Origin of the sequence: Pseudomonas fluorescens (assembly GCF_001307155.1) — a bacterium.
Lineage (GTDB): Bacteria > Pseudomonadota > Gammaproteobacteria > Pseudomonadales > Pseudomonadaceae > Aquipseudomonas > Aquipseudomonas helvetica.
Genome location: NZ_CP012830.1, coordinates 4,016,920 through 4,030,727, shown reverse-complemented (window position 1 = coordinate 4,030,727; position 13,808 = coordinate 4,016,920). Strand labels below are relative to the sequence as shown.

General features: G+C 59.2%; 11 protein-coding genes. 5 read left to right on the top strand and 6 right to left on the bottom strand.

Annotation, left to right across the window (positions count from 1 at the left end; genetic code table 11):
* Positions 1-10 precede the first annotated feature (10 nt).
* The 3 genes from AO353_RS18275 to AO353_RS18265 all read left to right on the top strand — a co-directional run bounded on the left by AO353_RS18275 (position 11) and on the right by AO353_RS18265 (position 3,292).
* Positions 11-814 carry an alpha/beta fold hydrolase gene (locus tag AO353_RS18275; protein ID WP_054596215.1) on the top strand — a complete coding sequence of 268 codons (804 nt, stop codon included), beginning with the start codon at positions 11-13 and terminating at the stop codon, positions 812-814.
* A 3-nt stretch (positions 815-817) separates the two neighbouring features.
* The gene (locus AO353_RS18270; protein ID WP_054596214.1) at positions 818-1,372 is read left to right on the top strand and encodes a peptidylprolyl isomerase; all 555 of its coding nucleotides are present in this window, start codon (positions 818-820) and stop codon (positions 1,370-1,372) included.
* An 87-nt stretch (positions 1,373-1,459) separates the two neighbouring features.
* A complete protein-coding gene (locus AO353_RS18265) occupies positions 1,460-3,292 on the top strand; it encodes an ABC transporter ATP-binding protein (protein WP_054596213.1) in 1,833 nt (610 codons plus the stop codon).
* Positions 3,293-3,478: 186 nt separating this feature from the next.
* On the opposite strand, the gene AO353_RS18260 is transcribed toward AO353_RS18265, so the two are convergent.
* Complete coding sequence (locus AO353_RS18260; RefSeq protein ID WP_054596212.1) at positions 3,479-4,603, bottom strand: GNAT family N-acetyltransferase; 1,125 nt, start codon at positions 4,601-4,603, stop codon at positions 3,479-3,481.
* A gap of 86 nt (positions 4,604-4,689) precedes the next feature.
* Positions 4,690-5,577: a LysR family transcriptional regulator gene (locus AO353_RS18255; protein WP_054598267.1), complete on the bottom strand. Its 888-nt coding sequence runs from the start codon at positions 5,575-5,577 to the stop codon at positions 4,690-4,692.
* Between the two features lie 102 nt (positions 5,578-5,679).
* Between AO353_RS18255 and AO353_RS18250 the strand changes: the two genes are divergently transcribed.
* On the top strand, positions 5,680-7,047 hold the full coding sequence (locus AO353_RS18250; RefSeq protein ID WP_054596211.1) for an MFS transporter: 1,368 nt from the start codon (positions 5,680-5,682) through the stop codon (positions 7,045-7,047).
* Positions 7,028-7,429, top strand: a complete 402-nt coding sequence (locus AO353_RS18245; RefSeq protein WP_054596210.1) for a hypothetical protein — start codon at positions 7,028-7,030, stop codon at positions 7,427-7,429. The genes AO353_RS18250 and AO353_RS18245 overlap by 20 nt, the downstream gene beginning before the upstream one ends.
* A gap of 34 nt (positions 7,430-7,463) precedes the next feature.
* Here AO353_RS18245 and AO353_RS18240 read toward each other — a convergent pair whose 3' ends face one another.
* The 4 genes from AO353_RS18240 to hrpA all read right to left on the bottom strand — a co-directional run bounded on the left by AO353_RS18240 (position 7,464) and on the right by hrpA (position 13,785).
* Positions 7,464-7,700: an anti-sigma factor family protein gene (locus tag AO353_RS18240; RefSeq protein ID WP_054596209.1), complete on the bottom strand. Its 237-nt coding sequence runs from the start codon at positions 7,698-7,700 to the stop codon at positions 7,464-7,466.
* The gene (locus tag AO353_RS18235; RefSeq protein WP_054596208.1) at positions 7,694-8,302 is read right to left on the bottom strand and encodes an RNA polymerase sigma factor; all 609 of its coding nucleotides are present in this window, start codon (positions 8,300-8,302) and stop codon (positions 7,694-7,696) included. The genes AO353_RS18240 and AO353_RS18235 overlap by 7 nt, the downstream gene beginning before the upstream one ends.
* 54 nt (positions 8,303-8,356) lie before the next feature.
* On the bottom strand, positions 8,357-9,478 hold the full coding sequence (locus AO353_RS18230; RefSeq protein ID WP_054596207.1) for a beta-ketoacyl-ACP synthase III: 1,122 nt from the start codon (positions 9,476-9,478) through the stop codon (positions 8,357-8,359).
* Positions 9,479-9,873: 395 nt separating this feature from the next.
* Positions 9,874-13,785 carry an ATP-dependent RNA helicase HrpA gene (hrpA, locus tag AO353_RS18225; protein ID WP_054596206.1) on the bottom strand — a complete coding sequence of 1,304 codons (3,912 nt, stop codon included), beginning with the start codon at positions 13,783-13,785 and terminating at the stop codon, positions 9,874-9,876.
* Between the last annotated feature and the right edge of the window lie 23 nt (positions 13,786-13,808).

Below are 13,808 nucleotides of genomic sequence, written 5' to 3'. Positions count from 1 at the left end.
GAGTTGCGCGATGGCCTATTTCGAACATGAAGGTTGCACCTTGCACTACGAGGAATATGGCCACGGCACACCCCTGCTGCTGGTTCACGGGCTGGGCTCGAGTACGCTGGACTGGGAAAAACAGATCCCGGAGCTCTCGACCCGTTACCGGGTGATCGTCCCGGATGTACGCGGCCACGGTCGCTCCGACAAACCCCACGAGCGCTACAGCATTGCCGGTTTCAGCGCCGACCTGGTCGCGTTGATCGAACACCTGAAGCTCGGCCCGGCGCATCTGGTCGGGTTGTCCATGGGCGGGATGATCGGTTTTCAGCTGGCGGTGGACCAACCCTCGCTGCTTAAAAGCCTGTGCATCGTCAACAGTGCCCCCGAGGTCAAAGTCCGCACGGCGGATGATTACTGGCAGTGGTTCAAGCGCTGGAGCCTGATGCACCTCCTCAGTATGCGCACCATCGGCACGGCCCTGGGCGGCAAGCTGTTTCCCAAACCCGAACAGGCAGAGTTGCGGCATAAAATAGCCGAGCGCTGGGCAAAAAACGACAAACGTGCTTATCTCGCCAGCTTCAATGCCATTGTTGGTTGGGGAGTTCAGGAACGACTGGCAAAAGTCACCTGTCCAACCCTGATCGTCAGCGCCGACCGCGACTACACGCCGGTGGCACTGAAAGAAGCCTATGTAAAACTGCTGCCCGATGCGCAGTTGGTGGTGATCGAAGATTCACGCCACGCAACGCCATTGGACCAGCCACACCGTTTCAACCAAACCCTGCTTGAATTTCTAACCGCAGTCGACACCACTACTCAGGATCACTGACCCATGCTGAAAAAAATCGCCCTAGCCACAGGCGTAGTATTGTTCGCCGCCAACCTGATGGCCGCCCCGGCACCGCACGTGCTGCTGGAAACGACCAACGGCCAGATTGAAATCGAACTGGACCCGGTCAAGGCGCCGATCAGCACCAAAAACTTTCTCGCTTACGTCGACAAAGGTTTCTACAACAACACCATTTTCCACCGCGTGATTCCGGGTTTCATGGCTCAGGGCGGCGGCTTCACGACGTCGATGCAACAGAAGCCTACCGATGCACCGATCAAGAACGAAGCCAGCAACGGCCTGCATAACGTGCGTGGCACCCTGTCGATGGCGCGTACTTCCGATCCGGATTCGGCCACCAGCCAGTTCTTCATCAACGTCAAGGACAACGACTTCCTCGACCCGGGCCGCGATGCTGGTTACGCAGTGTTCGCCAAAGTCGTGAAAGGCATGGACGTCGTCGACATCATCGTCAACTCGCCAACCACCACCAAGCAAGGCATGCAGAATGTGCCCATCGACCCGGTGCTGATCAAGTCGGCCAAGCGCATCGACTAAACTGCATAAGGCGTCCTGAGCGGCAGCGGTGTATCACCGCGCCGCTCGCATCGAAAAAAGGAGAGCCCGTACGCGGGCGTTTATCTGATGCTCTATCGTCGTTTCGAAAAACTGATCGATATTTTCCGTGACGCCCCGACGGCGGCTCCGCCGAGCCGGGTTCTCCCCTTCTATACCTATTATTTGCGTCAGGTCTGGCCGAGTTTTGCCGCGCTGTTGGTCGTCGGTTTGATCGGCGCACTGATCGAAGTGGCGCTGTTCAGTTACCTGAGTCGAATCATCGATTTGGCCCAAGGCACGCCAAACGTAGACTTCTTCAAAATCCACGGCGTCGAGCTGGCCTGGATGGCGGTGGTCGCACTTTTTCTGCGGCCGATATTCGTCGGCCTGCATGACCTGCTGGTGCATCAAACCCTGAGCCCCGGCATGACCAGCATGATTCGCTGGCAAAACCACAGTTACGTGCTCAAACAGAGCCTGAATTTTTTCCAGAACGATTTCGCCGGACGCATCGCCCAACGGATCATGCAGACCGGCAACTCCCTGCGCGACTCGGCGGTGCAAGCCGTCGACGCGTTATGGCATGTGCTGATCTACGCGATCAGCTCGCTGGTGCTGTTCGCCGAAGCCGACTGGCGCCTGATGATCCCGCTGCTGACCTGGATCGCTTGCTACATCGGCGCTCTGTGCTACTTCGTGCCACGGGTCAAGGAACGCTCGGTGGTGTCCTCCGATGCGCGCTCCAAACTCATGGGCCGGATCGTCGACGGCTACACCAACATCACCACGCTGAAGCTCTTCGCCCACACCAACTTCGAACAGCAATACGCCCGCGAAGCCATCGCAGAACAAACCGAAAAATCCCAACTGGCGGGCCGCGTCGTCACCAGCATGGACGTGGTCATCACCAGCATGAACGGCCTGCTGATCGTCGGCACCACAAGCCTTGCGCTGTGGCTGTGGACCCAGTCGCTGATTTCGGTGGGTGCCATTGCCCTGGCCACCGGCCTGGTGATCCGCATCGTCAACATGTCGGGCTGGATCATGTGGGTGGTCAACGGCATCTTCGAAAACATCGGGATGGTCCAGGACGGCCTGCAAACCATCGCCCAACCGATCAGCGTCACCGACCGCGTACCGGCACCGCGCCTGGAAGTGGCCCGTGGCGAAGTGCGTTTCGAACACGTGACGTTTCACTATGGCAAGAAAAGCGGAATCATCGACGACCTCAACCTGATCATCAAACCCGGTGAAAAAATCGGTTTGATCGGCCCTTCAGGTGCTGGCAAATCGACCCTGGTCAATCTGCTGCTGCGCCTCTACGACCTGCAGAGCGGGCAGATCCTGGTCGATGGGCAGAACATCGCCAGCGTAGCCCAGGAAAGCCTGCGCGAGCGGATCGGCATGATCACTCAGGACACCTCGCTGCTGCACCGTTCGATCCGTGACAATTTGCTTTACGGCAAACCCGACGCCACCGACGAAGAACTCTGGGAAGCAGTCCGCAAGGCCCGCGCCGACGAGTTCATCCCGTTGCTATCGGATGCTGAAGGCCGCAACGGTTTCGATGCTCATGTCGGTGAACGTGGGGTGAAACTCTCTGGCGGCCAGCGCCAACGGATCGCTATCGCCCGAGTGCTGCTCAAGGACGCGCCGATCCTGATCATGGACGAAGCGACCTCGGCGCTGGACTCGGAAGTCGAAGCGGCGATTCAGGAAAGCCTGGAAACCCTGATGCAGGGCAAGACCGTGATTGCCATCGCTCACCGACTCTCGACCATCGCGCGGATGGATCGCCTGGTGGTGCTGGAAAAAGGCCACATCGCCGAAACCGGCAGCCATGCCGAACTGTTGGCCCATGGCGGGTTGTATGCGCGGCTGTGGCAGCACCAGACCGGTGGGTTTGTCGGCATCGATTGAGGATTGCGTCTGTGGCGAGGGAGCTTGCTCCCGCTCGGGCGCGAAGCGGCCGCAGATTCAGGTTGTCGGGTTTACCTGGCACAACGCCGTCTCGTGCATTGGGACAGCTTCGCTGTCCAGCGGGAGCAAGCTCCCTCGCCACAAGTGCCTCCGTCAGCTCAAAAAATCCGCCACAGCGCTCTGACATCAGCCCTGGCGGTAGGGCAAGGCGCTCTTCGCCTCTTCTGCATAGCCCATGACACCCAAACGTTCGCGCTCAAGAAAATCCTTCACCGCCGACTTCAATCCCGGGTGACGCAAGTAGTGCCAGGAATGGGTGATCACCGGTTCAAAACCACGAATCAATTTGTGCTCGCCCTGGGCACCGGCATCGAAACGCTGAAAACCGTTGGCGATGGCGTAGTCCATGCCTTGATAGAAACAGGTCTCGAAGTGCAGGCGGTCGAACTCCGCCAGGCAGCCCCAATAACGTCCATAAAAGCTATCGCCACCGACCAGACTGAAGGCCATGGCCACCGGCCGTGAGCCTTGCTTGGCCAGCACCACCCGGATGGCTTCGGGCATGCGTTCGGCCAACAGGCTGAAAAATTCCCGCGTCAGGTACGGCGACTGCCGACGCACTGCATAGGTGTTGGCGTAGCAGGCATAGACGAAATCCCACTGTGCCTGGTCAAGTTGATTCCCCTCAAGCCATTCAAACTCGATACCCTGCCCCGCCACTTGTTCACGCTCCTTGCGCATCTGCTTGCGCTTGCGTGAACTCAACGCATCAAGGAAGTCCTGAAAATCCCGATAACCGCGATTCTGCCAGTGGTACTGGCAACCGATGCGTTGCAACCAGCCCGGTTGCTCGGCCAATGCTGCGTCGGTAAAGGCGTCGGTAAAGTTGATATGGGCGCTGGAGAGCCCTTCAATTTCCAGATAACCCGGCACGCTGTTGAGCAGTTCGAAACCATCCTGCACATTCGCCGCCAACAACCGTGGCCCGCTGACCGGGCTGAACGGCACAGCCGTCAACAGTTTGGGGTAGTAATCGATCCCGGCGCGCTCGCAGGCATCGGCCCAGGCATGGTCGAACACGTATTCGCCGTAGGAATGCCATTTGCGGTAACTCGGCATTGCCGCGAGCAGCCGACCGTCTTCGATGTGCAGCAGATGCTCCGGCTGCCAGCCGGACTGCGGCCCCAGGCTGCCACTGTCTTCCAGCGCCCTGAGAAAAGCGTGCCGCAGAAACGGCTGAGTCTCGGGCACCAGCGCGTCCCACTCTTGAGGCGCGATGGCGGACAGACTGTGCAAAACATGTAACGGCATCCTGTTCCCCAGCGGTTATTGCCTACAGACCCGCCGAGTATCGCCCATCCCTCGACGAGCCGGAATAGCCCTGCCGCACGTTGCGATCACTGCCCCAGGTGCAATAGCAGGAAATCGATGAACGCCCGCGACTTGTGCGGCAGGTGTGGGCTGTTGGGGAATACCACATTGACCGACTGCGACGGCAGGGTGTATTCGGGCAGCAGATGGACCAGACTGCCGTTGGCAATATCGTCGTCCACCATCCAAACGGGAAGCACCGAAACGCCGAGAGACGACAAGGTCATGGCACGAATGACGGTGGATGAGTTGGACTCGAAGTGATTCGGCCCCGTGACCTCAACCTCACCCTGGAACCGATGACGCAAAACCCAGTGGGTCGGACCTTGCAAATTACTGTTGGCGATCCAGGGCACTGTATTCAGGTCCTGGGGGTTGAGCACCGGCCAACGCTTGAGAAACGTCTCGGTCGCCACCAGCACGATTTCATAGTCCGCCAGCTTGCGGCTCTTGAACGCTGAGTCCGCCAGATTGCCCAGACGAATAACCAGATCAAGTTTTTCGGCAACAAGATCATTGAGCGAAGCGTTAAAACTGTAACTCAAGCGTAGTTCCGGATAGCACTCGGTAAACCTGGAGAGGATCGGAAGAATGTACTTCTCACCGTACTCACTCGTTGAGCTGAAGCGCAACTTACCGGAAATACGATTATGCCCCTGCAACACATTTTCAAAGGCGTTATCGATAGTAGCGACAATACCCTTGAACTCATCATAAAAGTTCTGCCCTACTTCTGTCAGGGCAATATTTCGAGTATTACGGATCAGCAGGCTTACTGAAAGAACTTCCTCCAGCGCCTTGACATGAAGGCTGGCCATGGCTTTGCTGATGCACAGGTAGTTGGCAGCCTTGGTGTAGGAGCCGAAGTCGACAACCGCGAGGAATGTCTGGACGCGGTTAAGATGGGTGTGCATGTTATAACCCATTGTTAAATTCCATCAAACAATGTTTCAAGTATAGGCGCATCGACACTTTCGGTCTATCGCTCCTATGATCCCCGGCAAAAGGGAGATCATATGACTTATCGCTACACAGTGGCTCTTATATTCCTCATCGGCTTCTTTATCGACTGCGTCAATATATTCATGTCGGCAGTGGCATTGCCGAGTATTGCTGATGACATGCATGTCTCGACGTCCTCCGTGGCCTGGGTGGCCAATGCCTATATTCTCGGTCTGACGTTGATCATTCCGATCAGCACCTGGCTGGCGGGACGATTTGGCAGCCGGGAAATTCTCACCGCCTCAATGCTCGTATTCAGTGTCGCAGCCGGGTTGTGCGGCATGGCAGGCAGCTTTCACGAACTGGTCGGTTGGCGTTTCGTCCAGGGCATCGGAGGCGGCTTGCTGATTCCCGTGGGCCAGGCCTTGACCTTCAACTTGTTCAAGGGAGACCAGCGGGCGAAAATCTCCACGCTGGTGATGGCTGTCGCCCTGATCGCACCGGCCATTTCCCCGACCATCGGCGGCGTCATCGTCGACACCAGTTCCTGGCGCTGGGTGTTCTATTGCAACATCCCGTTTTCGTTGATCGCCGCCGGCTTGTCCTGGCTGTGGATCAGGGAAGAGCGCCCGGCCGGCCTCACGAGGCCCGACATCAAGGGGCTGTTACTGGTGAGCGCGGCGCTGGGCTGTGTATTGATGGGTATGTCACTGTACGGCGGCGATTACCCGGCCATGGCGGCGCTGATCTGTCTCGCGGCAGGCGTGACCTTTATCCTGCTGTACCTGCTGCATTATCGCCGTTGCAAGAACGCCATCGTTGAACTGAGTCTGCTCAAGAGCAAAAAGCTCAGCACCTCGATTTTCATTTATTACGCCATTCCCGGGGTATTCACCGGGGTCAACCTGCTCAACATTTTCTACCTGCAAAACAGCCTGGAGTTCAGCGCACAGCTGACAGGCATGTTCATGATTCTCTACGCCATCGGCGCCTTCGTCGCCATGCTGATCTGTGGCCGGGTCTACAACCGGCTGGGCGCAAGGTATCTGTTCACCCTGGGCATGTTGCTGCACAGCGCCGGTATCGCCACGCTGTATCTGGTGAACAGCCCGTCGGACCTTCCGGTCATCATCATCGCTTACTGCCTGATGGGCATCGGCGGCGGCATTGGCGCAAACACTGCGCAGACCACCTCGCTCATGGACTTCGAAGGCGACGCCACCCACAAGGGCAGCGTGATCTGGAATATCAACCGGCAGATGTCTTTCAGCATCGGTACCGCGTTGTTTCTGATGATCTACAACCTGCTACTCAAGCACCTTGAGTCGACCCAGGCCTACCACCTGACCTTCGCCATTGCCGCCTTGATCGGATTGTTTCCCCTGTTGCAGATGAGCAACCTCAACACTCGAAAGGAACGTCATGCACAACAAAATAGTTGAACAGGCACAGCACAGCATCCACGCGATCCACGACCTGATCCACGCCATTTTTACCAATCACCAGGGTGACGGTGCCGCGAGGATCGACGAACTGATGCCCGCCTTCGACGATAACTTCAGCATGGTCACCACCTCGGGCGCCATCGTCAATCGCGCTCAGGTCGAGCAGATGTTCCGTGGCGCCGTCGGCGCGCGCTCAGGCCTGGAGATCGCTATCAGCGACATGTTGACCGTCTGGCAGGAAGGCCAAAGCGTGGCTATCCGTTACAAGGAAACTCACCGGTTGAACCAGCAGGAAACATCGCGTCTCTCGGTGGTGGTGATTCGCATCGACGAGCACTCGGCCCAGTGGCTTTACCTGCACGAAACACCGTTAAGCTAAAAGCCAGCGACATATGAGGAGGTGCGGCCTAAAACTACTTGTTACCCTTTTGACGTTCGGCGGCCAACCGCGCGGCAAGTTCGTCGACACCGGGAAGCGGTTTTTCGGGCATGGCGCGCAAGGTCGCCTGCATCAGGCGCATTTGTCGGATGAACCGTCGGCAATTGGGGCAAAACATCAAATGATGGCGCACCATCAGCCGCTCACGAAAGCTCAACTGGCCATCGAGATAATCGCTGGACCGCGCTACTTGTTCCTTACAGGTCAACATTCGCCGGTCTCCTCAAAATGCTCCACGGTTGCAAACACCTTCAACCGTGCGCGGTGCAGCAGCACACGAACATTGGAGAGCGAGATCTCCAGAAGATTACAAATCTCCTCCAGCTCCAGGCCCTGGCGCTCACGCAAGAGCAGCACGCTGCTTTGCAGTTCCGACAGGCTGAGCAAGGTATGTTCCAGGCATTCACGCAGTTCGTTTTCGGTGAGCAGCGCTTCCGGGGTGTCCTGATGCCAGCTGAACGGCGCCACCAGCCAGTGGCCATCAGCGGCGGAGAACCGATCATCGTCGATGGTGCCGTGGGGTGACGGCAGGTCATCGAGCAAGACTTCCCGGCGGTTTTGTTTGTATCGGCCTTTTGCCGCGTTGGCGGTGATGGTCAACAGCCAGGTCTTGAGGCTGGAACGCCCCTCGAACCGGTTCAGGTTGCGCACCACCGACAGCCAGGCATCTTGCACCACTTCGTCGGCATGCCGGTTACCGACGATGGCATAAGCCACCGCCCGCATGGCGCTCTGATAGGTGCTGACCAACTCCTTGAAAGCCTGCTGCTCGCCCGCCAGCAGGCGGGCGAGCAGTTGCGTGTCGTCAGTCATCAGTGCTGATTCCCTGTGGGTGCATGACTCAAGCTTGTCACTACCCTTCACAACTCAGCGCTTGCGCAGAATCACGCTGCCAATCGAATAACCGGCACCAAACGAGCTGAGTACCGCCAGCGAACCGGCTGGCAAATCGTCCTGGTTCTTGTGAAAGGCAATCACTGAACCTGCAGAGCTGGTGTTGGCATACGTGTCGAGAATCACCGGGGCTTCTTCTTCGGTGGCTTCGCGGCCGAGCAGCTTCTTGACGATCAGGTGGTTCATGCTGAGGTTGGCCTGGTGCAGCCAGAAGCGTTTCACGTCGCTGATGTTCAGCGTGTTCTCGTCCAGGTGGGTGGCGATCAGCTCCGCGACCATCGGGCAGACATCGCGGAACACCTTGCGACCTTCCTGGACGAACAGTTTGTCACGGGCACCGATGCCCTCTTCCGCCGCGCGGTTGAGGAAGCCGAAGTTGTTGCGAATGTTGTTGGAGAACTTGGTCAGCAGTTTGGTGCTGACGATGTCGAACTGATACTTGGACGTGGCCAGGTCGGCACGTTCGATGATTACCGCAGTGGCCGCATCGCCGAAGATGAAGTGGCTGTCGCGGTCGCGGAAGTTCAGGTGACCGGTGCAGACTTCCGGGTTGACCATCAGGATCGCCCGGGCCTGGCCCAGCTGTACGCTGTTGGCGGCGGCCTGAATGCCGAACGTTGCCGAGGAACAGGCCACGTTCATGTCAAAACCGAAACCCTCGATACCCAGCGCTTCCTGGACTTCAATGGCGATGGCCGGATAGGCGCGTTGCAGGTTGGAGCAGGCAACGATCACCCCGTCGATGTCCGCCGCCGTCTTGCCGGCGCGTTGCAGGGCCTGCTCGGCAGCGCCAATGGCCATCTGGCAAAGCACCGACCATTCGTCATTGGAACGCTCGGGCAAACGAGGTGCCATGCGCTTTGGATCAAGAATACCTTCCTTGTCCATGACAAAGCGGCTTTTGATCCCCGAGGCTTTTTCGATAAACGCGACGCTGGATTCGGTCAGTGCCTGCACTTCGCCACGTTCGATGGCGTCAGCATTGTCAGCATTGAACTGAGCGACGTAAGTATTGAAAGACTGCACCAGCTCTTCGTTGGAGATGCTGTTGGCCGGTGTGTACAGGCCGGTGCCGCTGATGACGACATTATGCATGGTCGTTTCTCTGATCTGTTCAGGCAGAAAGTATTGGTACCGACGTACCAACACATAAAGGGTTTATCCCGTCGAAGGGCATCAACCTGGCATTTCTTGATTCCGATCCGCCCGGGTTGCGAGGCTCAAATATGCGCGGGCGGTGTTTATAACGGCGAAGTTTGCCATAAACATTGGCGTTTGGCCCCTGTCGCAAGAACAAAGGCAGGCATACCTGTGGAAGCTCGTGTGGCGAGGGGGCTTGCCCCCGTTGGGTGGCGAAGCCGCCCCAAAACCTGCAACCTCGGCGTATCAGTTACACCGAGTGCGCTGGTTTTACGACTGCTTCGCCACCGAACGGGGCGGTGCGGCGTTCCGACAAGCCCCCTCGCCACACAAGCCCGCTCCCACAGGGGTTACGGTTCGACTTGGGTCCATTGCTTGCTCAAACGCTTGTCGGAGATCGGCACCTTGGTCCCCAATTGCTGGGCGAACAGCGAAACCCGGTATTCCTCCAGCCACCAGCGATAGAGTTCAAGCTGCGGATCGCGCTTGCCTTCCTGCGCGTGCTTGTTGGCGCGGGTCTGGTATTGGGTCCAGAGGCCGGACAACTCGCCGCTCCAGACCCGATCCTTTTGCACCTGAGCCCCAAGTTTTTCGAAGCGCTGCTCGACGGCCTTCAAGTAACGCGGCAATTCCTTGAGCCACTGCATCGGGGTTTCACGGACAAAGCCCGGATACACCAGATGACTGAGCTGCTGCTTGATGTCGTTCAGGGCCACCGCTTGCGCCAGGTCGATCTTGCCTTTGAAGCGTTTCTGCAAAGCGTGCCAGAGCTTGAGCGTTTCCAGCGTCAGTTTCGCCAGACGCTCGGCATGCTCGGTCCACGCACCGCGCTTGCGCTCGGCCAGCGAGGCCAGACCAGCGCCGTCACGCGGCAAGCTTGCTTCGCCGTCGAGAATGCAGCTGTCGAGGCTCGCCAGCAGGATGTCTTCCACCAGACTGTCGATACGCCCCAGCTCGCGGTACATCAGGCCCAGCTCGGTGAGTCCCGGCAGCTTGCCGCGCAAGAACTTCGCCGGCTCGGCCAGTTGCTGCATGAGCAACCGCTGCAATGCCCGACGATGCTGGTACTCGGCCTCGGCCGGGGTCGAAAAACGCCCTTCCTTAACGCTGCCCGCCTCTTCCACCAGCGCCGGGTAGACCGTCATCGACAGCCCGGCGATCTTCTGCTGGGTTTTCTCGGCCACCGCGGCGAAGACCTTGGCCTCCACCGGCTGTTGGCTTTTCGCCGTCTGCGGTACCGCCAAAGCCGCCTGGCTGGCCTCGGCGAAACGTGCGGTCAGCTCGGCCAGATCACGGCCTTCGCCGAGGAACTTGCCCTGGCCATCGACGATTTCCAGGTTCATCCGCAGATGACTTTCAACCTGCTGCGCCGCTTCCGTCCAGGCCTCATCACTGACCCGTGCACCGGTCATGCGCAACAGTTCACGACCCAGCGCATGCGGCAACGAGCCCTCGGCGAAAGTGACTCGCTGCAACGCCGCTTTGACAAAGTCCGGCACCGGCACGAAGTTCTTGCGCAGGGCCTTGGGCAAGTTACGCACCAGGGCGATGCACTTGGCTTCGATCACCCCCGGCACCAGCCATTCCAGGCGTTCCGGCGGCAATGCCGGCAACAGTGGTGCCGGTACGCGCAAGGTCACACCGTCGCGGGGATGGTTAGGCTCGAAGTGGTAACTCAACGGCAACGTCAGATCACCCAGGCGCAGGGTGTCCGGGTAATGCGCGGCGGTGACTTCGCTGGCTTCGCGAGCCAGCACGTCTTCTTCGCGCATGATCAGCAATTGCGGGTCTTTCTGGCTGTTGATCCGATACCAGCTGTCGAAGGTCGCGGTCTGATGGATCTCTGCCGGCAAGCGCGCGTCGTAGAAGGCAAACAGGGTTTCCTCGTCTGCCAGAATGTCGCGACGACGGGCCTTGGCCTCCAGTTCGTCGAGCTGTTCCAACAATTGCTCATTGGCAAACAGACACTTGGCTTTCGACTGAATCTCACCGCGTACCAGCGCTTCGCGGATAAACAGCTCACGCGAGGTGACAGGATCGATCGGCCCGTAATGCACGGGCCGGCGACCGACCACGATCAACCCGAACAGGGTGATTTGCTCGTAGGCCACGACCTGTCCGCGCTTCTTCTCCCAATGCGGTTCGAAGTGGTTCTTCTTGATCAGGTGCCCGGCCAGCGGCTCGATCCAGTCCGGCTCGATCTTCGCCACCATGCGCGCATAAAGCTTGGTGGTTTCCACCAGTTCGGCAGTCATCAGCCATTGCGGACGTTTCTTGCCCAGGCCCGACGACGGGTGAATCCAGAAGCGCCGCTGACGCGCGCCGAGGTAATCGCCGTCTTCGGTTTTCTGGCCGATCTGGCTGAGCAATCCGGACAACACCGCTTTGTGCAGTTTCGGGTAGTCCGCCGGTTCTTTGTTCAGGCTCAGCTGCATGTCGCGGCAGATCAGGCTCAACTGACGATGGGAGTCGCGCCACTCGCGCAGGCGCAGGTAATTCAGGAAATTCTTGCGGCACCAATTGCGCAGCGGGCTGGCGGTCAGGGCCTGGCGCTGCTCTTCAAATCCACGCCACAGATTGACCAGCCCGGCGAAATCCGAGTCCACATCTTTCCATTGTGCGTGGGCCTGATCGGCGGCCTGCTGACGCTCCGGCGGACGCTCGCGCGGGTCCTGGATCGACATCGCACTGGCGACGATCAGCACTTCCTGCAAGCTGCCGAGTTTCGCCGCTTCGAGCAACATCCGGCCCATGCGCGGGTCCACCGGCAACCGCGCCAGTTGCCGGCCGAGCGGCGTCAGTTGGCTGTTGCGGTCGACTGCCGAGAGTTCTTGCAGCAGGTTGAAACCGTCGCTGATGGCCTTGCCATCCGGCGGCTCGATAAACGGGAAATCGGTGATTTCACCGAGGCGCAGATGGAGCATCTGCAAAATCACCGCCGCGAGGTTGGTACGGAGAATTTCAGGGTCGGTAAATTCCGGCCGCCCGATGAAATCTTCTTCGCTGTACAGACGGATACAAATGCCCGGCTCGACCCGTCCGCAACGGCCTTTACGCTGGTTGGCGCTGGCCTGGGAAATCGCCTCGATCGGCAAGCGCTGGACCTTGGCCCGATAGCTGTAGCGGCTGATGCGCGCGGTACCGCTGTCGATCACGTAACGAATGCCCGGCACGGTCAACGAGGTTTCCGCGACGTTGGTCGCCAGCACCACGCGACGGCCCGGATGGGATTGGAAAATCCGCTGCTGTTCGGCCGGCGACAGCCGTGCGTACAGCGGCAGAATTTCGGTGTGTTTGAGCTGGGCCTTGCGCAGCATGTCCGCGGCGTCACGAATCTCGCGCTCGCCGGGCAGGAACACCAGCACGTCGCCGGGACTGCGGCGTTCGCTGCGTTCGTATGCGGCAATTTCGTCGAGGGTGGCGAGGATCGCCTGATCCACGGTCAGGTCGTCTTCGACCCGGTTGCCCTCTTCGTCCTGCTCCAGCGTCAACGGCCGATACCAGGTGTCCACCGGGAAGGTGCGGCCCGAGACTTCGACAATCGGCGCATCGTCGAAGTGCTTGGAGAAGCGCTCAAGATCGATGGTCGCCGAGGTGATGATGACTTTCAGGTCCGGGCGGCGCGGCAGCAGGGTTTTCAGGTAACCGAGCAGGAAGTCGATGTTCAGGCTGCGTTCGTGGGCTTCGTCGACGATGATCGTGTCGTAGCGTTCGAGGTAGCGGTCGTTCTGGGTTTCCGCCAGCAGGATGCCGTCGGTCATCAGCTTGATCAGGGTGTTGGCATCGCTCTGATCCTCGAACCGTACCTGATAGCCGACCAAGGCACCGAGCGGCGTCGCCAGCTCTTCGGCGACCCGGCTCGCCACGCTGCGCGCTGCAATTCGACGCGGCTGGGTGTGACCGATCAGGCCGTGCTGGCCGCGACCGATTTCCAGGCAGATCTTCGGCAACTGGGTGGTTTTACCCGAGCCGGTTTCGCCGGCGATGATCAGCACCTGATGCTTGAGCAGCGCTTCCTTGATTTCGTCGCGTTTGGCGGCGATCGGCAGGCTGTCGTCGTAACGAATCAGCGGCAGGCTGGCACGTCGCGCCAGCACCTGATCGCAGGACGCTTGCATGCGCGTCACCCACAGGGCCAGCTTGGCCTCGTCGGGTTTCTTGCGCAGCTCGAGCAACTGCCGCCGCAGCCGGTGGCGGTCGGCGAGCATGGCGTGGTCGAGGTTTTTCAGCAGTTTGTCGATTGAAGGCGATTCGTCAGTCATCAGGTACGCAAAGGTCGTCTAGT

Coding starts and splice junctions, on each gene's coding strand:
- AO353_RS18275 (WP_054596215.1), top strand. CDS start 11: ATGGCCTATTTCGAACATGAAGGTTGCACCTTGCACTACGAGGAATAT.
- AO353_RS18270 (WP_054596214.1), top strand. CDS start 818: ATGCTGAAAAAAATCGCCCTAGCCACAGGCGTAGTATTGTTCGCCGCC.
- AO353_RS18265 (WP_054596213.1), top strand. CDS start 1,460: ATGCTCTATCGTCGTTTCGAAAAACTGATCGATATTTTCCGTGACGCC.
- AO353_RS18260 (WP_054596212.1), bottom strand. CDS start 4,603: ATGCCGTTACATGTTTTGCACAGTCTGTCCGCCATCGCGCCTCAAGAG.
- AO353_RS18255 (WP_054598267.1), bottom strand. CDS start 5,577: ATGCACACCCATCTTAACCGCGTCCAGACATTCCTCGCGGTTGTCGAC.
- AO353_RS18250 (WP_054596211.1), top strand. CDS start 5,680: ATGACTTATCGCTACACAGTGGCTCTTATATTCCTCATCGGCTTCTTT.
- AO353_RS18245 (WP_054596210.1), top strand. CDS start 7,028: ATGCACAACAAAATAGTTGAACAGGCACAGCACAGCATCCACGCGATC.
- AO353_RS18240 (WP_054596209.1), bottom strand. CDS start 7,700: ATGTTGACCTGTAAGGAACAAGTAGCGCGGTCCAGCGATTATCTCGAT.
- AO353_RS18235 (WP_054596208.1), bottom strand. CDS start 8,302: ATGACTGACGACACGCAACTGCTCGCCCGCCTGCTGGCGGGCGAGCAG.
- AO353_RS18230 (WP_054596207.1), bottom strand. CDS start 9,478: ATGCATAATGTCGTCATCAGCGGCACCGGCCTGTACACACCGGCCAAC.
- hrpA (WP_054596206.1), bottom strand. CDS start 13,785: ATGACTGACGAATCGCCTTCAATCGACAAACTGCTGAAAAACCTCGAC.